General features: G+C 70.9%; 13 protein-coding genes and 1 pseudogene. 4 read left to right on the plus strand and 10 right to left on the minus strand.

Annotated features, from left to right (window positions below; genetic code table 11):
- Positions 1–134 precede the first annotated feature (134 nt).
- Entirely contained in the window at positions 135–2,024 is a 1,890-nt protein-coding gene (locus tag ACWDO5_RS28735; protein WP_450533287.1) for an AMP-dependent synthetase/ligase, read from the minus strand.
- 308 nt (positions 2,025–2,332) lie between these two features.
- Positions 2,333–4,201, minus strand: coding sequence for a translation elongation factor 4 (gene lepA, locus ACWDO5_RS28740; RefSeq protein WP_450533288.1), 1,869 nt, complete (start codon positions 4,199–4,201; stop codon positions 2,333–2,335).
- 211 nt (positions 4,202–4,412) lie between these two features.
- Between lepA and rpsT the strand changes: the two genes are divergently transcribed.
- Positions 4,413–4,679: a 30S ribosomal protein S20 gene (rpsT, locus tag ACWDO5_RS28745; RefSeq protein WP_307663582.1), complete on the plus strand. Its 267-nt coding sequence runs from the start codon at positions 4,413–4,415 to the stop codon at positions 4,677–4,679.
- A 306-nt stretch (positions 4,680–4,985) separates the two neighbouring features.
- Here rpsT and holA read toward each other — a convergent pair whose 3' ends face one another.
- The 3 genes and pseudogenes from holA to ACWDO5_RS28760 form a co-directional block, all read right to left on the minus strand.
- Positions 4,986–5,972: a DNA polymerase III subunit delta gene (gene holA / locus ACWDO5_RS28750; RefSeq protein ID WP_450533289.1), complete on the minus strand. Its 987-nt coding sequence runs from the start codon at positions 5,970–5,972 to the stop codon at positions 4,986–4,988.
- Positions 5,973–6,015: 43 nt separating this feature from the next.
- The gene (locus tag ACWDO5_RS28755; RefSeq protein ID WP_450533290.1) at positions 6,016–6,261 is read right to left on the minus strand and encodes a hypothetical protein; all 246 of its coding nucleotides are present in this window, start codon (positions 6,259–6,261) and stop codon (positions 6,016–6,018) included.
- Positions 6,262–6,272: 11 nt separating this feature from the next.
- Positions 6,273–7,049 (minus strand): annotated as a pseudogene (locus tag ACWDO5_RS28760) (arylamine N-acetyltransferase family protein).
- Between the two features lie 268 nt (positions 7,050–7,317).
- On the opposite strand from ACWDO5_RS28760, the gene ACWDO5_RS28765 reads away from it, so the two are divergent.
- Positions 7,318–9,198: a hypothetical protein gene (locus ACWDO5_RS28765; RefSeq protein ID WP_450533291.1), complete on the plus strand. Its 1,881-nt coding sequence runs from the start codon at positions 7,318–7,320 to the stop codon at positions 9,196–9,198.
- A 148-nt stretch (positions 9,199–9,346) separates the two neighbouring features.
- Here the strand turns inward: ACWDO5_RS28765 and ACWDO5_RS28770 are convergent, their stop codons facing one another.
- The 5 genes from ACWDO5_RS28770 to leuS form a co-directional block, all read right to left on the minus strand.
- Entirely contained in the window at positions 9,347–12,022 is a 2,676-nt protein-coding gene (locus ACWDO5_RS28770; RefSeq protein WP_450533292.1) for a ComEC/Rec2 family competence protein, read from the minus strand.
- Positions 12,019–13,074, minus strand: a complete 1,056-nt coding sequence (locus ACWDO5_RS28775; protein WP_450533294.1) for a helix-hairpin-helix domain-containing protein — start codon at positions 13,072–13,074, stop codon at positions 12,019–12,021. The genes ACWDO5_RS28770 and ACWDO5_RS28775 overlap by 4 nt, the downstream gene beginning before the upstream one ends.
- Before the next feature lie 133 nt (positions 13,075–13,207).
- Entirely contained in the window at positions 13,208–14,053 is an 846-nt protein-coding gene (locus ACWDO5_RS28780) for a DegV family protein (RefSeq protein ID WP_450533296.1), read from the minus strand.
- A gap of 178 nt (positions 14,054–14,231) precedes the next feature.
- The gene (locus tag ACWDO5_RS28785; RefSeq protein WP_450533297.1) at positions 14,232–15,053 is read right to left on the minus strand and encodes a hypothetical protein; all 822 of its coding nucleotides are present in this window, start codon (positions 15,051–15,053) and stop codon (positions 14,232–14,234) included.
- A 116-nt stretch (positions 15,054–15,169) separates the two neighbouring features.
- Positions 15,170–18,064, minus strand: a complete 2,895-nt coding sequence (gene leuS / locus ACWDO5_RS28790; RefSeq protein WP_450533298.1) for a leucine--tRNA ligase — start codon at positions 18,062–18,064, stop codon at positions 15,170–15,172.
- A gap of 519 nt (positions 18,065–18,583) precedes the next feature.
- On the opposite strand from leuS, the gene ACWDO5_RS28795 reads away from it, so the two are divergent.
- Positions 18,584–19,951, plus strand: coding sequence for a hypothetical protein (locus tag ACWDO5_RS28795; protein WP_450533300.1), 1,368 nt, complete (start codon positions 18,584–18,586; stop codon positions 19,949–19,951).
- On the plus strand, positions 19,948–21,534 hold the full coding sequence (locus ACWDO5_RS28800) for an NADH-ubiquinone oxidoreductase-F iron-sulfur binding region domain-containing protein (protein WP_450533302.1): 1,587 nt from the start codon (positions 19,948–19,950) through the stop codon (positions 21,532–21,534). Before ACWDO5_RS28795 ends, ACWDO5_RS28800 begins: the two co-directional genes overlap by 4 nt.
- Positions 21,535–21,627: the final 93 nt, after the last annotated feature.

Raw genomic sequence — 21,627 nt, forward strand, 5'->3', positions numbered from 1 at the left:
GCCTTCGGCACACTCGCCGCCGCCGCGTGCAGCCGCGCGAAGGCCCGGTCCATGGGATCTCCGGTACGCCGCAGCAGCCCGTCCGGCGATTGAGGACCGGATCCGGGGCGGAGCCCCGGGCCGCAGGGCGCGGGCTACGCCTCGCGGGAGCCCTCGTACATGTCCTCGATCAGGTCCTTGTACTCGCGCTCGACGACCGGCCTCTTCAGCTTGAGGCTGGGCGTCAGTTCACCGTGCTCGATGTCCAGGTCGCGCGGGAGCAGCCGGAACTTCTTGATCGTCTGCCAGCGCTGCAGCCCCTCGTTGAGCCGCTTCACATAGCCCTCGATAAGCTGCTCGGCCTGCTTGGTGGCCACCACCTCGGCGTACGTCTTGCCGTCCAGGCCGTTCTCCTTGGCCCAGGTGAGGATGGTCGGCTCGTCCAGCGCGATCAGCGCGGTGCAGAAGTTGCGGTCCGCGCCGTGCACCAGGATGTTGGAGACGAACGGGCACACCGCCTTGAACTGGCCCTCGACCTCCGCCGGCGCGATGTACTTGCCGCCCGACGTCTTGATCAGGTCCTTCTTCCGGTCCGTGATCCGCAGATACCCGTCCGCGGACAGCTCGCCGATGTCCCCGGTGTGGAACCACCCGTCGGACTCCAGGACTTCCGCGGTCTTCTCCGGCAGCCGGTGGTAGCCCTCCATGATGCCGGGGCCGCGCAGCAGGATCTCGCCGTCGTCCGCGATGCGCACCTCGGTACCGGGCAGCGGCTTGCCGACCGTGCCCGTGCGGTACGCCTCGCCCGGGTTGACGAACGACGCCGCGCTCGACTCCGTAAGCCCGTAGCCCTCCAGGATGTGGATACCGGCGCCGGCGAAGAAGTAGCCGATATCGGGCGCGAGTGCGGCGGACCCGGAGACCGCGGCGCGCAGTTGCCCGCCGAAGGCCTCGCGGAGCTTGGAGTAGACGAGTGCGTCGGCGACCTTGTGCTTGGCGGTCAGCCCGAAGGGCGCGGAAGCCGTGCCCGTACGGCGGAAGTTGTCCTGCGCGGCCTTCGCGTACTCGCGCGAGACGCCGGCCGCCCACTGGAAGATCTTGTACTTCGCGCCGCCGCCGGCCCGCGCCTTGGCCGCGACACCGTTGTAGACCTTCTCGAAGATGCGCGGCACGGCGGCCATATATGTCGGCTGCACCACCGGCAGATTCTCGATGATCTTGTCGACGCGGCCGTCGACGGCGGTGACATGGCCGACCTCGATCTGCCCGGAGGTCAGCACCTTGCCGAAGACGTGGGCGAGCGGCAGCCAGAGGTACTGCACGTCGTCCTTGGTGACCAGCCCGGTCGCGGCGATGGCCTTGGCCACGTACGACCAGTTGTCGTGCGGCAGCCGGACGCCCTTGGGCCGTCCTGTCGTGCCCGAGGTGTAGATGAGCGTCGCCAGCTGGTCGGCGGTGATCGCCTCGACCCGCTCCTTGACGGCTTGGGGGTGCTTGTCGAGGTACTGCGCGCCGCGGGCCTCCAGATCGGCGAGCGAGAGCACCCATCCCTCGGGGTCGTTCTCGTCCGGCTCCACGCCCGTCGTGTCGAAGACGACGACGTGCCTGAGCTCCGGCAGCTCGGCCCGCCGCTCACGCGCCTTGGCCAGCTGGGTCGCGTCCTCCGCGATCAGCACCCGGCTGTCGGAGTCGGAGAGGATGTACGCCGACTCCTCGGCGTTGGTCGACGGGTAGACGGTCGTGGTCGCGCCGCCCGCGCACATCACGCCGAGGTCGGCGAGGATCCACTCGACCCGGGTGGCGGACGCGAGCGCCACCCGCTCCTCGGGCTGCACGCCGAGATCAATCAGACCCGCTGCGACGGCATAGACCCGCTCGGCGGCCTGGCCCCAGCTCAGGGACTTCCAGTCGTCGGGCCCATGGCCGGCAGCGGGGGCCACCGGATAGCGGTAGGCCTCGGCGTCCGGCGTAGCCGCCACGCGCTCGGTGAACAGGGTCGCCACCGAGGGCGGTCGGTTCTCGATCTGGGTCTGTGTGTCGCTCACGACGTCCTCCGGGCCTGCGGCAGCACTGCAACTGGCGGGTTGTTTAACTGGCGAGTAACCATCGAGCCGTGATCAGGGTAGAGGCCACAATGCCGGTGCGTAAGAGGCTGCGGGCTGCCGCTTGATAACGAACGGGCCCTCGCCTCATTGACCGGAAGCCATGGTCGGTGTATCTACCACCTATAGGGCGCTGTCTCCGCAGCCACGCCCGAAAGCGCCCGTCCGGACCCCGGTCGGGCGCTTTCGCGTTACGTGTGGTGCGTGCGGAACTCGACGCGACGCGCGGCTACGTAGTAGCTGCGCCTTCGCTACTTCTTCGCCTTGCCGCCGCTCTCGTCGCTGGAGAGCACCGCGATGAAGGCCTCCTGCGGAACCTCCACGCTGCCCACCATCTTCATCCGCTTCTTGCCTTCCTTCTGCTTCTCCAGCAGCTTCCGCTTACGGGAGATGTCACCGCCGTAGCACTTGGCGAGGACGTCCTTGCGGATGGCGCGGATGGTCTCGCGGGCGATGACCCGCGAGCCGATGGCAGCCTGGATGGGCACCTCGAAGGCCTGCCGCGGGATGAGCTCCCTGAGCTTGGCGACGAGCCGCACGCCGTACGCGTACGCCGCGTCCTTGTGCGTGACGGCGGAGAAGGCGTCGACCTTGTCGCCGTGCAGCAGGATGTCGACCTTGACCAGGCTGGCGGCCTGCTCGCCGGTGGGCTCGTAGTCGAGAGAGGCGTAGCCGCGGGTCTTCGACTTCAGCTGGTCGAAGAAGTCGAAGACGATCTCGGCGAGGGGGAGGGTGTAGCGAATCTCGACCCGGTCCTCGGAGAGGTAGTCCATACCGAGCAGCGTGCCCCGGCGGGTCTGGCACAGCTCCATGATCGAGCCGATGAACTCGCTCGGCGCGAGGATCGTGGCCCGTACGACCGGCTCGTGCACCTCGGAGATCTTGCCCTCGGGGAACTCGCTCGGATTGGTGACGGTGTGCTCGGCGCCGTCCTCCATGGTCACGCGGTAGACCACGTTGGGGGCGGTGGCGATCAGGTCCAGGCCGAACTCGCGCTCCAGGCGCTCGCGGATGACGTCCAGGTGCAGCAGACCGAGGAAGCCCACGCGGAAGCCGAAGCCGAGGGCCGCGGAGGTCTCCGGCTCGTAGACCAGCGCGGCATCGTTGAGCTGCAGCTTGTCGAGGGCCTCGCGGAGGTCCGGGTACTCCGAGCCGTCCAGCGGATAGAGGCCCGAGAACACCATCGGCTTGGGGTCCTTGTAGCCGCCCAGCGCCTCGGTCGCGCCCTTGGTGAAGGAGGTGATCGTGTCACCGACCTTGGACTGCCGGACGTCCTTCACACCCGTGATGATGTAGCCCACCTCGCCGACGCCGAGACCGTCGGCCGGCGTCATCTCCGGGGACGAGACGCCGATCTCCAGCAGCTCGTGGGTGGCGCCGGTGGACATCATGCGGATGCGCTCGCGCTTGTTGAGCTGACCGTCGACGACACGGACGTAGGTGACGACACCGCGGTACGAGTCGTAGACCGAGTCGAAGATCATCGCGCGGGCGGGCGCGTCGGCGACACCGACCGGGGCGGGGACGTCGCGGACCACGCGGTCCAGGAGTGCCTCCACACCGATGCCGGTCTTGGCCGAGACCTTGAGGACGTCCTCCGGCTGGCAGCCGATGAGGTTGGCGAGCTCCTCGGAGAACTTCTCCGGCTGGGCGGCCGGCAGGTCGATCTTGTTGAGGACCGGCACGATCGTGAGGTCGTTCTCCATCGCGAGATAGAGGTTGGCGAGGGTCTGAGCCTCGATGCCCTGGGCGGCGTCGACCAGCAGGATGGTGCCCTCGCAGGCCGCGAGCGAGCGGGAGACCTCGTAGGTGAAGTCCACGTGCCCGGGGGTATCGATCATGTTCAGGATGTGAGTCCTGGACTGGTCGGGACCCTCGGTAGGAGCCCAGGGCAGCCGTACCGCCTGGGACTTGATCGTGATACCGCGCTCGCGCTCGATGTCCATGCGGTCGAGGTACTGAGCGCGCATCTGCCGCTGCTCGACCACACCGGTCAGCTGGAGCATCCGGTCGGCAAGGGTCGACTTGCCGTGGTCGATGTGCGCGATGATGCAGAAATTGCGGATCAGCGCCGGGTCGGTACGGCTCGGCTCGGGCACGTTGGTAGGAGTCGCGGGCACGCAGGGTCCTGATTCTTGAGACGCCGGGCGTCTCGTCTCGGGCGATGTCGGATCGGGATCGATACGTAGAGCTTCTATGGTCCCACGGCTGCGGGGCAGCGCTCGGTTTGGGCCGCTCGACGGGCGGCTGGTAGCCTGAGCAGCTGTGTCTCGTGCCCTCTCATGTACGAGACACACACTCCAAGATCATCGAACCTGAAAAGGCTCTTTCGTGGCGAACATCAAGTCCCAGATCAAGCGGAACAAGACGAACGAGAAGGCGCGCCTGCGCAACAAGGCCGTCAAGTCGTCGCTCAAGACCGCGATCCGCAAGGCCCGTGAGGCTGTCGCCTCGGGCGACGTCGAGAAGGCCAATGTGGCCGTCCGTGAGGCGTCGCAGAAGCTCGACAAGGCCGTCTCCAAGGGTGTCATCCACAAGAACGCCGCCGCCAACAAGAAGTCGGCGCTGGCCTCCAAGGTTGGCTCCCTCAAGGGCTGAACCTCTTGATTGTCGCCGGTAGGGACTCAGCGGGCCCTCTCTTCCGCTCCTGACCCGGCACCCTAGCGCCGCACGCGGCCTGCGTTCGCCACGCGGGTGCGGCGCACACTGTTCGAACTGCGAGCCCCGGTGGCTGTCCTTCCCCAGGACGGCGACCGGGGCTTTCGGCGTTGCGGGACGGGGTGATCGGGGGCCCGGCGGGGGGCGGAGGCCGGGCAGGCGCCGCGAAGCCGGCGGCGGGCGGGCGGGGGCTGCGCCGCGAAGCCGGCGCAACTGAGCCGGGGTACGGGGAAAGGTCGGCCCACGTCAGCGTCGGGAGCGGGCCGCGCGGGCGATCGCCACGACCGCCTTCTCCAGCGCGTACTCCGGGTCGTCACCCCCGCCCTTCACACCCGCGTCCGCCTCCGCAACCGCACGCAGCGCGACCGCCACCCCGTCCGGCGTCCAGCCCCGCATCTGCTGCCGCACCCGGTCGATCTTCCACGGCGGCATGCCCAGCTCACGCGCGAGATCGGCGGGCCGCCCGCCGCGGGCCGACGAGAGCTTGCCGATCGCCCGCACCCCCTGCGCCAGAGCGCTGGTGATCAGTACCGGCGCGACCCCCGTCGACAGCGACCAGCGCAGCGCCTCCAGCGCCTCCGCCGCCCGCCCCTCCACCGCACGGTCCGCGACCGTGAAGCTGGAGGCCTCGGCCCGGCCGGTGTAGTACCGCCCGACGACAGCTTCGTCGATCGTGCCCTCGACGTCGGCCGCGAGCTGCGAGACCGCGGCGGCCAGCTCCCGCAGATCGCTGCCGATCGAGTCGACCAGTGCCTGGCACGCCTCAGGCGTCGCCGACCTTCCCAGCGCCCGGAACTCGGACCGTACGAACGTGAGCCGCTCCGCGGGCTTCGTGGTCTTGGGACAGGCGACCTCGCGTGCCCCCGCCTTGCGGGCAGCGTCCAGCAGACCCTTGCCCTTCGCACCGCCGGGGTGCAGCAGCACAAGGGTGATCTCCTCCGCGGGCGCGTCGAGATACGCCTTGATGTCCTTGATCGTGTCCGCGGACAGGTCCTGCGCGTTCCGCACGACGACGACCTTGCGCTCCGCGAAGAGCGACGGGCTGGTCAGCTCGGCCAGCGTGCCCGGCTGAAGCTGGTCGGCGGTGAGGTCGCGCACATCCGTGTCCGCGTCGGCGGCCCGGGCCGCCGCCACCACCTGCTGCACAGCACGGTCGAGGAGGAGGTCCTCCTGGCCCACGGCGAGCGTGACGGGGGCGAGGGGATCGTCGGTCGAATTCTTCCTGGTGGCCATCGCGGTCCAGCATCCCACGCGCCACTGACACCGCCCCCTCCGCTCAGGGCTCTTCGCGCCAGCCGTCCCACTCCCCCGCGAACTCGTCCAGCTTCGCCGGGTCCAGCCGCCCGTCCGGGTCCTCGACGACCAGCAGCCACTGGGCGTCCTCGGCGTCGTCCTCGCCGGCCAGCGCGTCTCGCAGAAGCAGCGGCTCCTCGGCGACGCCGAAGCGGTCGCCGAGCGCCTCGGCCGCCTCCTCCGCGGCGTCGCGGTCGGGCAGCACCAGCACATGTCTCACAGCACTCACAAGGACATTGTTCAGGTCGCCCTGCCCGGGGCTGCCGGCAGGCGGTCGAGCAGCAGCCCGAAGTGATCGCGATACGCCGCGAGCACCGCCGCGTCGTCGGCCAGCGGCTGCTCGTGCCGCTCGCCGTGCACGGTGGTGACCAGTTTGCGGCCGCTGAGCGTGATCCGTCCCTCGGCGGTGAGCCGGGAGCAGACGACGGACTGAGTGAAGTGCGAGTGGGGCGAAGTGCGGTGCCACCAGGCCCCGGCCCGGAAGTCGTCGGGGACGCGGGGTCACGTGTCGAGGCGGAACTGCGGCTTGCCGTCGCGGTAGACGTCGAGATCCCCGTACTGAGAGGCCTCGACGATCCGGAACGTACCCGCCGGGTCCTTCTGATCGCCCCGCTCGTCGAAGGCCAGCGGATGGTGGCTGTGGTCGCCAAATCCGAGGGCGGGCCAGCCAAGGGCAGGTGGAGTCCACCGTCTCGACGAGCAGGGCGAGATGGTCGTACGGGATGCCGAGCCGGCCCTCGTCGCCGAACACGCGGCCCTGGAGGAGGGTGACGGTGAAGCCGAGGTCGCGCAGCAACGCGGCGAAGGAGCCGTTGAGTTCGTAACAGAATCCGCCCCGCCGCGCGTCCACGATCTTGGCGAGGAGCGCCTTCTCCTCCAGCACGATGTCCTCGCCGAGGTGGACGGAGAGGTTCTCAAGGGCACTGTCCGCAAGTGCCGCAGCTGCAGATCGCGCAGCGCGGCAGCGTCGGCGCGCTCGGGGCGGCTCGCACCGATACGAAGGAGGTAGGCGTCCATGGAACGAGTGTGTCGCGGGGACGAGTGTGTCGCGAGGGGCACCCGCGCCCCATCGCTCCCCGACCTGCGCCTGTCGCCCAAGGCACGTGGGGGCTCGTGCGGATGGCGTCTGCGAACAGTCGCGCGCGCCGTGCCGACGGCATGGGCTGGTTGCCGCCCCCGTCACCCGAGTTAGTATTCGCCGTCGCGTTCGACCCTGGACAGCTCCCATTCACCCAGTGCCGTTACCTATTAATTGCGTACTAGATCAGCAAAAATAGGGAGCACAGTGAGTTCCACACGACGTGGGGTACTGAAGTCAGCCGCGGCGATCACCGCACTCAGCGCGGGCAGGCTGGCCCTGGGCCCCCAACCGGCCGCCAGTGCGGCAACTGCGCCGGCCGGCGGCGGTGTGTGGACCGGACGGTCGCCGGGTGTCGTCTCGATGGCCATGCACATCCACGCCTCGTGGAGTGAGGGCAACGGCAGCATGCACGGGCACCTCGACCAGGCCACCAAGGCCGGTGTCGACGTGCTGTGGTGGACAGAGCACGATTTCCGCATGGCCGAGCACGGTTACCCGAACGTGATCCACATGAACGGGGCCAGCGAGAAGGTCAACGGGGTCGTCTGGACGTGGGCCGAGCAGAGAACCGGGACGCTTGCAGCATCCGACGTGGCGTGGGAGCAGACGATGGCCTCGCCGGCCGACTCGTCAGTGCCCGGGTCCGTGCACCTGTCGGCACGGTCCGCCGGCTCCGACGCTGCCTCGGTCGGCGTCAAGGGCTCGGCTGCCAACACCGTCGACAAGCGCTCCGTCTACGACCAGACGATCGCGATCGATGTCTTCCCGGCCGAAGTGTCCCCGCACAACTATCTCACCCTGACGTTGACGACGAGCTGGCGGCCGGCGACCCACGGACGCCCGGCCGGGACGTACACGCTCACCTACATCATCGACGGGACCCAGAGCCACGCGCGCCACTGCGACGGCATCGACGGCGTGGTCCACGTGCCGGCCCGCCAAGGCCGTTGGAACACGGTCGAGATGCGTCCCGAGGAGGACATCAAGCGGTTCTGGCCCGACATCGAGAGCCGCGACGCCGCGATGTTCAACTTCACGCTCAGCGCGGTCAGCGAGAAGGAACGGCGGGCCGAGGGCTGGTTCGACCTCCTGCGGATCACCCGGCCGCCACGGACCGCGAACGCTCCGCTGGAGATGCAAGCCGAACTGATGCGTGGGTACGCCCACCGCTTCCCGGCGGTCCAGCAGTATCAGGCCATGGAGGTGTCGCTGCTCAAGCCGACCCACCTGAACTGGTTCGGGCCGAAGATGACCATGCCTACGTTCGCCCAGCCCACCCCGACCCCCGACCCGGACCCGAATGCCGCGTACGCGGTCACGGACATGATTCACGCGACCGGTGGCCTGGCTTCCTACAACCACCCGTTCGGCACCTCGCACCCCTCCTCGCTGCCTCCCGCGCAGCAGGACGCGCTCCGCGCGTCGGTGGCGGCGTCGATACTCAGCAACCGGGCGATGGGCTGCGACATCCTTGAGGTCGGCTACCCAAGCCGTGGCGGCGTCGACCTGAACCACCATGCGCAGGTGTGGGACGTCTGTTCCCGCAACGGGCTCTTCCTGACCGGCACCGGCGTCAGTGACGACCACTCCGGTATGGACTGGCTGGGTCAGGAGTCCAACTTCATCACCTGGGCCCATGCCGCCAGCCGCGACATGGACGATCTGCTCCCCGCGCTCTCGGCCGGCAACGTGTTCTTCGGCAACCCCGTCCTGTTCGCCGGAACGATCGACCTGCTCGTCGACGGCGCAGCACCGATGGGCTCGATCACCGTATCCCGCGCCATGACTCGCAACGTCCGGGTGCTGGCGAACCGCCTGCCGGCCGACAGCGTCCTCCGAGTGGTGCAAGGCACCGTCGACGGGGCCGGCCCGTCCGCCCCGGAACCCGGAACGACCTACCGCCAGATCCCGTCGTCGGAACTGTCGCGGGGCTACCTCGACCTGACCATCGACACCAGCGCGCCACGGTTCGTCCGGGTCGAGGTCTGCACCGCCGCAGGGGAGGTCATCGCACTTTCCAACCCGGTGTGGCTGCTCCGCGACGACCCCGCCGGTGGCATCCCCTCCAGCCGAATGGTCCGCTGACCGGCGCGCCGCTGCACGCTTCGATCGGCTGCGGGGAGGCTGCCTACACCGCTAGCGGGGACTGGCGCTGTGGCTGTCGCTCCGTTTCCAGTCCCCCACCCTTCCTACTTCTGGGCGAGGCAAAGATCACCCATCTCCACGGCCTCCTTCAGAAAGAGGCGCGTGGGGGCGGGTGCGGCGGTGGGTCGGGGCCCCGTGGGACTGCCCGCAGGCCGCGTCCGCCGCCTCCGGTAACCGCGATCGCCCCTTCCGTGTCGGTACGCAGCACCACCGCTCCCCCTGCGTGCAGCGCGGCGACCGTACGGGGCGCAGGATGACCGTACAAGTTGCCGCCGCCCACGGAGATCAGCGCCAGCCGCGGGCGCACGGCGCGCAGCAGGCCGGGGTGCTGGTGGGCGGAGCCGTGGTGGGCGACCTTGAGGACGTCAACCGGTGGGAGCGCCGGATGGGCCCGCAAGAGCCCTCTCTGGGCCGGTGGTTCGAGGTCGCCGAGGAGCAGCAGGGTGGGGCCGCCATCGATCCGTACGAACAGCGTGACGCTGGCGTCGTTGGGCCCCTCCGGGACGGGACCGGAGACGGGACCGGAGACGGGACCGGGCCCAAGGGCTGTCCGAGGCCACAGGACCTTCCAGGCGAGCGGTCCGACCCGACGCCGCTCCTCCGGTCCCGCGCGGATCACGGGTACCCCGGCCGCAGTCGTCGTTCTCCGTACGAACTCACTCTGGTCCCGCGGCTCGTCGAACGTCGTCGTCTGCACCGCGCCGGCGGCCCTGCCCCGCAACACGCCACGCAGCCCCCGGACATGGTCGGCGTGGAAGTGCGTCAGAATGATCAGCGGAATCCGGGTGACGCCCAGTTCGCGCAGACAGCGGTCGGCGAGCTCCGGGTCGGGGCCCGCGTCCACGACCACGGCCGTGCCGGCGCCTGCCGCGAGCACCGTGGCGTCGCCTTGCCCGACGTCGCACATCGCGAACGTCCAGCCCGGCGGCGGCCAGCCGGTGATCACCCTGGTGAGCGGGGCCGGGCGCAGGACGGCGAGCAGGAGCAGCAGCGCGCAGAGGGCGGCCGCCCAGGGGTGCCGCGGCAGCCGACGGGCGAGGAGCACGACCAGGGCGGTGACGGCGGCCAGCAGCAGCCCGCCGCGCCAGCCGCCCGGCCAGTCCGCCTCTGCCCCCGGCAGCGCCGCCCCGGTGCGGGCCACGGAGGCAATCCAACCGGCGGGCCATCCCGCGCAGCGCGCCAGCAGCTCGGCGACGGGCATGGCCACGGGGGCCACGGCGAGAACGGCGAAACCGAGAACCGTCGCCGGGGCGACCGCGAGCTCGGCGACCAGATTGCAGGGGATCGCCACCAGGCTGACCCTGGCCGCGAAGACCGCCACCACGGGAGCACACACGGCCTGCGCCGCGGCGGCCGCGGCCAGCGCCTCGGCGAGCCGGGGCGGCACCCGTCTCCGTTGCAGTGCCGCGCTCCAGCGGGGGCCGATGGTGAGCAGCGCGCCGGTGGCCAGCACGGAGAGCAGAAAGCCGTAACTCCGCGCGAGCCACGGGTCGTACAGGACAAGCAGCAGTACGGCCGTGGCCAGTGCCGGGATCAGCGACCGGCGGCGTCCGGTGCCGATGGCGAGCAAGGTGACGGCACCGCAGGCCGCGGCCCGCAGGACGCTCGGCTCTGGCCGGCACACAACCACGAACGCGAGTGTGAGCGCGCCACCGAAGAGGGCCGTCCCTCGCAGCGTGATGCCCAACCGCGGTGCGAGACCCCGTCGTTCGGCCAGCAGGGCCGTGCCCGGCGGCCCGATCAGCAGGATGAGCACGACGGTCAGATTGCTTCCGGATACAGCGAGCAGGTGTGTGAGGTCGGTCGCCTCGAAGGCGTCCTGCAGCTCGGGTGTGATCCGTGAGGTATCGCCGACGACCAGCCCCGGCAGCAGGGCCCTGGCGTCCGGGGCGAGCCCGTCCGTGGCCTCGCGCAGTCCGGACCGTAGTCCTCCGGCCGTGCGCTGGAGGGCGGTCGGCTGGCCGGTGATACGCGGTGGACCGTCCCCCTCCGGCCTCAGTACGGCGGCGAACCTGTCGTCGGCGCGCAAAGGCGGCGCGAGCCGTCCGGCCAGCCGCAGCCGGGTCGACGGCAACAACCGCAGCCATGGCGCGTTGGACGCGGACGATTCGCCCGAAGGCACGATCACCAGGACGGGCGTCCGGGTCTCGGTGACCGCGCCACCGCGTGCCGTCACACGGGTCACCTCGGCGTCCAGCATGACCGATCCGCCCGCCGTCCGATCGCCGCGAACCCGGGGCCGGGTCGCTCGCGGATCAGCGGTGACCTGCAACTCGACCGTGACGTATGCGTATTGGTCTGCCAGATCCGGCAGCGGCCCACGCCGCAGATCCGCGCTGGCCAGTCCGGCCGAGGCCGCGCCCGCTGCGGCGCACAGCAGCATCGCCGCGAGGGCGGTGGCGTTGAGCCGACGCCTGCGCCTGCCGATCTGTGCGCCATCGTCGGCCGGCGCCGGACCCCTGCCCGCCCCAGCCCGCACCGCCCGGGCCGCCCGGGCCGCCCGGGCCGCTCGGGCCGCTCGGGCCGCTCGCACCGCCCGGGCCGTCGCCGGAGCCAGTAACAGCCCCGCGGCGACGACGCAGGCCGTCACGCCCACCGCTGTCCACCACCCCCGCGCGCCGACCGCCACGGCCGCCGCGGCCCACGCCGCCAGCGCCGGGGGCACCAGCCGGAGGTCTGCCGGTCCCTCCTGCCGCGGGTCGGAAGCCCCCAGCCGGTGGCCCGAAGCGGCGTGCACCGCAGGGCGCGTCGTGGCCGTCGTCATGGCCGCACCAGAGGTTGGAGGTCCGCGAACCGGCGGTCGCCGATCCCGGTGACCTCGCGGAGTTCGTCGACCGACCGGAAACCCCCGTGCTGGGTGCGGTAGTCGACGATGTGCTGGGCCAGTACGGGACCGACGCCCGGCAAGGTGTCGAGCTGCTCCACGGTCGCCGAGTTGAGGCTCACCGGCCCAGCGGACTGCCCACCCCCGCCCACGCCCGGTCCGCCCGAGCCCGCTCCTGTCATCGTCGATCCCGGCGGCATGAGCACGCCCACCACCACCTGCTCGCCGTCCATGAGCACCCGCGCCCGGTTGAGCCCCGTCAGGTCCGTACCGGCCCGGACGCCTCCGGCCGCCCGCAGCGCGTCGGCAACCCGGGATCCGGCCGGCAGCCGGTGCACCCCCGGCCGCCGTACCTTGCCGCTCACATCGACGACGATCCGCCCTCCGGGCCCCGTGTCGGACGGCGGCTGCCCCGGCGACGGGTGCGGCTCCGGCTCCCGCGTGGCCGCGCCCTGCTGGATCAGCTCCGGGGCGCGCACGGCCTGTGGCCGCCCCGCCCAGAAGTGCTGCGCCGCGAAGACCGCTGCCACGACGAGTACGACGGCCAGGGCGGCGAGAGCTCTGGGCTCGAGCCCGCATCTGAGCTGCACCCACAGCGGCAACCGCTCCCGCACCGCAAGCCCCACGCGCTGCCGAGTCCCCGTAGCCGTACTCGTATCGAGGTCCGCGGCAGCGCGGCCATCTCTCCCCCCTTCGGCGCGGGAGCGTCCCACGGCCGCGTCGAGACTCCCGCCCGTACTGCGTGGCGGGCCCTCGAACAGGGCGTCCGCCCGGCGGCGCAGGTCGGCCGGACTCGGCCCGGCCGCCACCCGCCTGCCACGGAGGCGAACTGGACGCCGCGCGCCCCGGCCGGGGCCGGACCCCGAGCCCGAACCGGGGCCGGCCCCTGAACGGGGACGGCCCAGGCCTGAGCCGCGGCCGTCACGGGCGCGGCTGTCCGAGGCCGGGGCGCGGCCCGGGCCACTGGTTGCGGAACGTGATCGGAGAGCCATGCCACAAGACGCTAGGCACATCCGTCAGAACCCGCTGAGCAGGCCCAATTCCCGTGGACAACCGCCCCGTTGTGGAAAACTCGGTCACTCACCAGGGTGACAGCGGCCGCCTCAGCGCGCCGACGCCAGCACCTCAGCGGGGCGAGACCACAGCCCCCAACAGCCCCGGCCCCGTATGCGCCCCGATCACCGCGCCCACCTCGCTGACATGCAGATCCGCCAGCCCGGGAACCCGTTCCCGCAGCCGCTCCGCCAACGCCGCGGCCCGCTCCGGCGCGGCCAGATGGTGCACCGCGATGTCCACGCTGCTCGCGCCCGCCCGGTCGACGACGATCTCCTCCAGCCGGGCAATCGCCTTCGATGCCGTACGCACCTTCTCCAGCAGCTCGATCCGGCCGCCGTCCAACTGCAACAGAGGCTTCACCGCGAGCGCCGAGCCCAGCAGCGCCTGCGCGGCCCCTATCCGGCCGCCGCGGCGCAGGTAGTCCAACGTGTCGACGTAGAAGTACGCGGAGGTGCCCGCGGCCCGCTTCTCCGCGGCGGCTACCGCCTCGTCGAGCGTGCCGCCGCCCTCAGCCGTCTCCGCGGCCGCGAGCGCGCAGAATCCCAGGGCCATGGCGACCATCCCGGTGTCCACCACCCGCACGGGCACCGGCGCGTCCTTGGCGGCCAGCACCGCGGCGTCGTACGTCCCCGAGAACTCGCTCGACAGATGAAGTGAGACGATGCCGGTCGCACCGGCCTCCGCTCTCGCGCGGTACGTCTGTGCGAACACCTCGGGGCTCGGCCTGGACGTGGTCACCGGGCGCCGCTTCTGCAATGCCAGCGCCAGTGAGCGGGCCGAAATCTCGGTGCCCTCTTCGAGCGCTTGATCGCCAAGTACGACGGTCAGCGGCACCGCAATGATGCCGTGGCGCTCCATCGTCGGTGGCGGCAGGTAGGCCGTTGAATCAGTGACGATCGCGACATGGCGGGACATGAGCGGGAGGTTACCCGCAGGAGCCGCCGCACGGCAGCCCGGCCCCTCGCCAATGATCGCGTCGCCCCGGCCGGCGGATCACCGGCGGACCGCCGGGGGATCTCAGAGGGACCGCTGACGGATCACCAAGGCTTCACCCATGGACTGCCGGTGGGTCACCGATCGAACCGCCGGTGGGTCAATTCGTAGTCTCGGGACGGGCGGTCTTCTGCCAGGGATACGCAGTCTGCTGCCGAGGATCGCGCGCCGTGATGGCCTGCGGCTGCGGCTCAGCGCCGGGCCCAGCGCCGGCCCCAGTCACAGGACCAGCCCCGGCCTCAGGCCCACCCTCGGCCCCCGCACCCGCCTCCGGCCACGTCTGCTCGCGCACCGCTCCGTCACCGGCGCCGGCCTCCGGCCACGACGCCGGCGCAGCTTGAGCCGCCTGAGACCCCGCAGCCCCGTCCGGCGCCTCCGCCTCCGACCAGTGCCTCAACGCCCCCGCCTCGACGTCGATCTGCGCGCTCAGCGCATCCAGATCATCTTCCGCGAACTTCCGCGCCCGGTCCCGCGCCGCCCACCGCAGCGACTCGGCCGAGTGCGTGATCCGCTCCGTACGCTCGCGCAACCCGGGCAGCAGCGAGGCCACCGTCGCCCGGTCGGGCTCGCGCTCCAGCCGCTTCAGTTCGTCGTCGAGCTCGTGGCCGTGCACGCTCAGCCGCTGGAACAGTCCGAGCGACTCAGACAGCGAAGCGTCCTCCGCGACGCCCGCGTGCAGCGCGTCCTGCGTCGCCCTCATCGACGTACGCAGCGACAGCCGCAGCTGCGCCAGCTCGCCGACCACACCGCCCTGCCCATAGCTCTTCGCCCGCAGCGTCGTCTCCTCGACGGTGCGGCGCGCCTGCGTGACCGTACGCTCCACTCCGCGCTTGGCCGCGCCGATGACCTTCACGCTGACATACACCCCCAACACCACGAAGGCGACGAAAAGCAGCGTCAGTATCAGAATCGCGGCTTCCATGAGCGCACCTCCGGCGTCGGCTGCTGTCCCTCCACGGTAAACGGAACGGGCAGGCCGAGGGTTCCATCTCAGCCCCCAACCTGCCCGTAGGGGAAACCCCTGCCCGCCCGTGGGCGCTACGCGGTGACGATGTTCACCAGCTTCGGCGCCCGCACGATCACCTTGCGGATGCCCGCGCCGCCCAGCGCCGCGACCACCGCCGCGTCACCCAGCGCCAGCGCCTCCAGCTCCTCGTCCGAGATCGACGGGGAGACCTCCAGCCGCGCCTTGACCTTGCCCTTGATCTGCACGACGCACGTCACGGACTCGTCCACGACATACGCCGGGTCGGCGACCGGGAAGTCCTGGTGCACGACCGAGTCGGTGTGGCCCAGCTTGTGCCACAGCTCCTCGGCGATGTGCGGGGCCAGCGGGGCGATCAGCAGCACCAGCCGCTCCGCCACACTGCGCGACAGCGGGCCGCCCGCCTTCGTCAGATAGTTGTTCAGCTCGGTGATCTTGGCGATGGCGGTGTTGAAGCGCAGGTCCGCCAGGTCCTGCCCGGCGCCGTCGATCGCCTTGTGCAGCGCACGCAGCGTCGCCTCGTCGGGCTCGGTGTCGACGACGGTTACCTCACCGGTCGCCTCGTCGACGATATTGCGCCACAGCCGCTGCAGCAGACGGTACTGGCCTACGACAGCCCTGGTGTCCCACGGCCGCGACACATCCAGGGGCCCCATGGCCATCTCGTACAGCCGCAGCGTGTCCGCGCCGTACTCGGCGCAGATCTCGTCCGGAGTGACGGCGTTCTTCAGGGACTTGCCCATCTTGCCCAGCTCGCGCTTGACGGGCTCGCCCTCGAAGTAGAACTTTCCGTCCCGCTCCTCGACGTCGGCGGCCGGTACCGGGAAGCCGCGGCTGTCCCGGTAGACGTACGCCTGGATCATGCCCTGGTTGTACAGCTTGTGGAACGGCTCGACCGAGGAGACGTGTCCCAGGTCGAACAGCACCTTGGACCAGAACCGCGCGTACAGCAGGTGCAGTACGGCGTGCTCCGCGCCGCCGACGTACAGATCGACGCCGCCGTGCGGCTGCCCCTCGCGCGGGCCCATCCAGTACTGCTCGATCTCCGGGTCGACCAGCTTCTCGCTGTTGTGTGGGTCCAGGTAGCGCAGCTCGTACCAGCACGAACCCGCCCAGTTGGGCATGGTGTTGGTCTCCCGGCGGTAGCGCTTGACGCCGTCGCCCAGGTCCAGCTCGACATTGACCCAGTCCTCGTTGCGCGACAGAGGCGTCTCGGGCCGGGTGTCCGCGTCGTCCGGGTCGAACGTACGTGGCGAGTAGTCGTCGACTTCCGGCAGCTCCAGCGGCAGCATCGACTCGGGCAGCGCGTGCGCGATGCCGTCCTCGTCGTAGACGATCGGGAAGGGCTCGCCCCAGTAGCGCTGCCGGCTGAACAGCCAGTCGCGCAGCCGGAAGTTGACCGTCCGCTCGCCGATTCCGCGGGCGGACAGCCACTCGGTGATCTTCGACTTGGCCTCGGCGACGTCCAGGCCGTCCAGCGAGATCTCGTCGTTCGACGAGTTGATCGCCGGGCCCTGTCCGGTGAATGCCTCGCCCTCCCAGCCGTCCGGCGGCTGGACGGTACGGATGATGGGCAGGTCGAAGGCCTCGGCGAACTCCCAGTCGCGCTCGTCCTGGCCGGGTACGGCCATGATGGCGCCGGTGCCGTAGCCCATCAGTACGTAGTCGGCGACGAACACCGGGATCCGTTCGCCGGTGACCGGGTTCAGGGCGTAGGCGCCGGTGAACACACCGGTCTTGTCCTTGTGTTCGGTCTGCCGCTCGACATCGCTCTTCGTCTGGGCCTGCTTGCGATACGCGGAGACTGCCTCGGCCGGAGTGGCGGCGCCGCCGGTCCAGGCATCCTTGGTGCCCTGCGGCCACTCGGCCGGGACGATGGAGTCGATCAGGCCGTGTTCGGGCGCCAGCACCATGTAGGTGGCGCCGAACAGCGTGTCCGGGCGGGTGGTGAAGACCGTGATCTGCGCGTCGTCGTGGCCGTCGACCGAGAAGTGGACGCGTGCGCCCTCGCTGCGGCCGATCCAGTTGCGCTGCTGCAGCTTGATCGCCTCGGGCCAGTCCAGCGCGTCCAGGTCGTCCAGCAGCCGGTCGGCGTAGGCGGTGATGCGCATGTTCCACTGGCGCAGCTTGGCCTTGAAGACGGGGAAGTTGCCGCGCTCGGAGCGTCCGTCAGCGGTGACTTCCTCATTCGCCAGTACGGTGCCCAGGCCCGGGCACCAGTTGACGGGCGCGTCGGAGGCGTACGCCAGCCGGTAGTCGCCCAGCGCATCGGCGCGCTCCGAGGCGCTCAGCTCGCTCCACGCGCGCGTGGAGCCCGGCACCGCACGCTCGCCGCTCTCGAACTGCGCCACCAGCTCGTCGATCGGACGGGCCTTCTTCGCGTCCTCGTCGTACCAGGAATTGAAGATCTGCAGGAAGATCCACTGGGTCCACTTGTAGTAGTCCGGGTCGATCGTCGCGAAGGACCGGCGCTTGTCGTGGCCCAGGCCCAGCCGGCGCAGCTGGGACTTCATGTTGTTCATGGCCGCCTCGGTGGTGACCCGAGGGTGCTCGCCGGTCTGTACGGCGTGCTGCTCGGCGGGCAGGCCGAAGGCGTCGAAGCCCAGCGTGTGCAGGACGTTGTGTCCGGTCATGCGCTGGTGGCGGGCGAAGACGTCGGTGGCGATATAGCCCAGGGGGTGCCCGACGTGCAGACCCGAACCCGAGGGGTACGGGAACATGTCCATGACGAACTTCTTGGGCTTGCCGACCTGTGCGGGATCCCCGGCCAGATCACCTCCCCCACTCTCGGCTTCGCTCGAGCGGGGGGACCCCCATGGGTTCGGCGCCTCGTACGTGCCCTCGGCGTCCCAGAAGTCCTGCCAGCGTGCCTCGATGTCCGCGGCCATGGCGGCCGTGTAGCGGTGCGCTGCAGTTACCTCAGCAGCAGCGGGATTGGTCTCGCTCATGATCCTTGAAGCTCCATCGATTCGTCTCTGCCAGCGGATTCAAAACGAAAAAACCCCTCGCACAGGAGGGGACGCCGCGCCGATTCCAACCGGATCTTTCATCCGTCGGGACTGATCAGCGCGGCTCGCTAAGCAGAAGGCGTACGGCACGCATGGCGTCAGGGTACCGCAGTGAGCGAACCGGGGCGCATGAGGCCAATCTCGAAGGGCCCTCGACGGGCTCTGGAGAGGTCCCGGCAGCCGCCCCCAGCGACCTCGGGCCGCCGCCCGCGGCCGCCCCGAAACGCGCGCGCAATTCCTCGGCACGCCCCCCGAGTGCCCTCCGCGCGCCCCCGAACCGCGCTTGCACATGCCTCCAGCCGCCTGGGTTACTCCGCGTATCGCCCCTATCCAGGGCAACCCCAGAGTCAGTTGACTGTGGTTCCGCTCTCTAAACGTCCAAACCTCGTACTGCCTGGTATGGGTCGACCTAGCATGCGTCAACGGGACCGCAATGCCCGCACCATTCGGAGTCGCCCCATGAACCCTCATCGCAAGAGCCGTTCGTCGCCAGCGCCGAGTACCGGGCTGAGCCGCCCGGTGCAAGGCGGCTTGTCCGTCGCGGCGTTCGTACTCCTCCCCCTGCTCGCCATCGGCGGGAGCGACAGCTTTCGCGCCGCGCTCGACTTCCCCACCGGGGTGCTGTCCCTGGTGTCCCTCACCGCCTCCGTGGCGTGGGGCCTGATCGCCACCGACCGGCTGCTCCTCTCCACGCGCCACCGCCTCCTTGCCCAGGGCATCCACCGGGCCACCGCGGTCGCATCGCTCGGCTTCCTGCTGCTGCACGCCACCGTGAAGGTGTCGCTGGGCCATGTGAATGCGATCGGCGCCCTGGTCCCGTTCGGACTCGGCATCACCGGCACGTCCGGCCTGATCGGCTTCGGCTCGCTGGCGGGCTTCCTCATGGTGATCGCCGCCACGACCGGCGCGCTGCGCAGCGCCCTGGCCGGCAACGTCCGGATAGCGGGCCGCTGGCGGCCGCTGCACATGCTGGCCTACCCGGCCTGGTGCTCCGCACTGGTACACGGCCTGTACACCGGCCGGCCCGCCGCGACCTGGGTCCTGACGATGTACTGCCTGGCACTCACAGCCGTCGCCGTCGCCGTGTCGGTGCGGCTGATGCCGCGGCCGGTGCAGCGGCGAATCGCCGCCAAGATCATGTCGCTGACCGGCTCGGGCGCCGACCGGTCCTCGGCGGACGAGCAGCTACGGCGCGATCCGACCACGTCCCCGCTCCCCGGCACGGCCGGAGTGAGAGGACCGGCCGGCCTCAACGGCATGAACGGCATTCCCTCCCAGCGCCCGTACGAGCAGATCCAGCGCCAGCCTCCCCTCGGCCGACGCTCACAGCCCCAGCGGCTCGCGGCCCCCTCGCCACAGCTCTACGAGGTGCCGCCGCCCCCGGCCGCCGAACCGACCGTCGGCGGCGGCATCGGCCCCGGCACCGGGATCTCCGCCGCGTACCGCGCGGTCTCCCTCGCCGGCGACCAGGCGGCCCCGCTGGCCGAGCGCATACCGATGACCGAGGAGATACCCGTCGTCTCGGAGTCGGGTCCCCGGCCGGGTCTGTGGCCGACCCCGTCACCGCCGCCGCCCGCGCAGGCCTTCCGGCCCGAGCCTCCCGAGACGCCCGCTCCTCCCTCGTACGACCCTCCTCCGGCCTACGAGCCCCCGCCCGCGTACGAGCCCGCTCCCGCCTCCTACGACTCCGCACCGCCGTACGAAGCACCTTCCCCGTACGCCACCGGTAACACCGACACGTACGACGACACGGCGCCCATGCCCGGCCCCCTCTTTCCGCCCCCGGCCGGAGAGCCCTGGCATGCCCCCGCAGGAGACCGACCGTGAACACCCCCCTCCCTGATGTCCCCGAGGTTCGTGTTGTCGGCCTTCCCCAGCTGACGCAGGGGTTCGACCTTGTCGAGCGCCTGGACCTCCCCATGCATCTCAAGGTGCACGGCCCTCTCGAGCCCGTGACCGGCGAGCTGCTCGCCCAGCTCGCCGACGACATATCCCTGCGCGGCCGCGGCGGCGCAGGCTTCCCCTTCGGTCAGAAGCTGCGCGCCGTAGCCAAGTCCGCGATACGACGCGGGGTGCGGCCCGTCGTCGTGATCAACGGCAGTGAGGGCGAGCCCGCCTGCCGCAAGGACACCGTGCTGCTCAACCGCGCCCCCCATCTGATCCTGGACGGCGCCCTGCTCGCCGCGGAGGCGCTCGGCGCGCGGACCCTGGTGGTCGCGGTCACCCGCAACTCCACGGAGATCTCCATGCGCGCCGCGCTGGCCGAGCGCGGCCTGTCGGACCGGCGCGGGCAGCAGCTGCGCGCACGGGTGGTCCGTACGCCGGAGCGCATGGTCTCCGGCGAGGCCTCCGCGGTCATCCGCGCTGTGAACGGCGGCCCCGCGCTGCCGCCCGGCCGCCGCGAGCGCGCTTCCGACACCGGCGTCGGCGGCGCCCCGACGCTGCTGTCCAACGCCGAGACGTACGCCCAGCTCGCCATCGGCGCCCGTATCGGCGCACGCCGCTACAGCAACACCGGCCTGCACACCGAGCCGGGCACGGTCATGCTGACGATCTCCGGGGCGGTCGCGCGCCCCATGGTCGTCGAGGTCCCCACGGGCGTCCCGCTGCGGTACGTACTGCAGCTGGCGGGCGCCCCACCGCTCCCCCAGGGCGTGCTCACCGGCGGCTACCACGGCAACTGGATCGACTCGGTCGCCGTCCACGAGGCCAACGTCTCGCGCGAATCGCTGGCCGCCGTGGGCGGCTCCCTGGGCGCGGGCGCGATCCTCCCGATCGGCCCCGAGACCTGCCCGCTGGGCGAGGCGCTGCGGGTGGCCAACTGGCTCGCCGCCGAGACAGCCGGCCAGTGCGGCCCCTGCAAACTGGGCCTGCCCGCCGCGGCCGGCGGCCTCTCCGACGTCATGAACGGCGGCGGCCCGGCCGCCCTGGAGGCGCTGCGCGAGGTGACCCAGGCCGTGAAGGGCCGTGGCGCGTGCAAGCACCCCGACGGCTCGGCGCGCTTCTTCGCCTCGACCCTGTCCGCGTTCACGGACGACCTCGCCGCCCATGTGCTCGACGGCGGCTGCGGGCGCGAGACGACCGGCGTTCTGCCGCTTCCCGGACCCGGCTACCAGGATGCGGAGGAGTCGATTCCGAGCGGCGAGAAGCTGGCCGTGGACTGGACGCTCTGCCAGGGCCACGGGCTCTGCGCGGACATCGTCCCTGAGCTCATCCGGCTCGGTCCCGACGGCTATCCCGCGCTGGCGGACGCCTCCGTTCCGATGCATCTGCGGGGGCGCGCACAGCGGGCCGTACGCCGGTGTCCCGCGCTGGCGCTCCGTATCGAGCAGGGACCCGCCCCGTCGCCGACCACCCGCCCCGCCCTGCCGACGAGCAACCGTAAGGCGCTTGGCAGCGGCCGCAGTTGACGGCCCCCTGGGGACACACGAACCCCAGGGAGGACACACAAGGAAGCGGGCCATCCGATCCTGCAGGTCACCGACGACGGCCGCGGCGGCGCG

Source organism: Streptomyces sp. NPDC000880 (assembly GCF_053599675.1).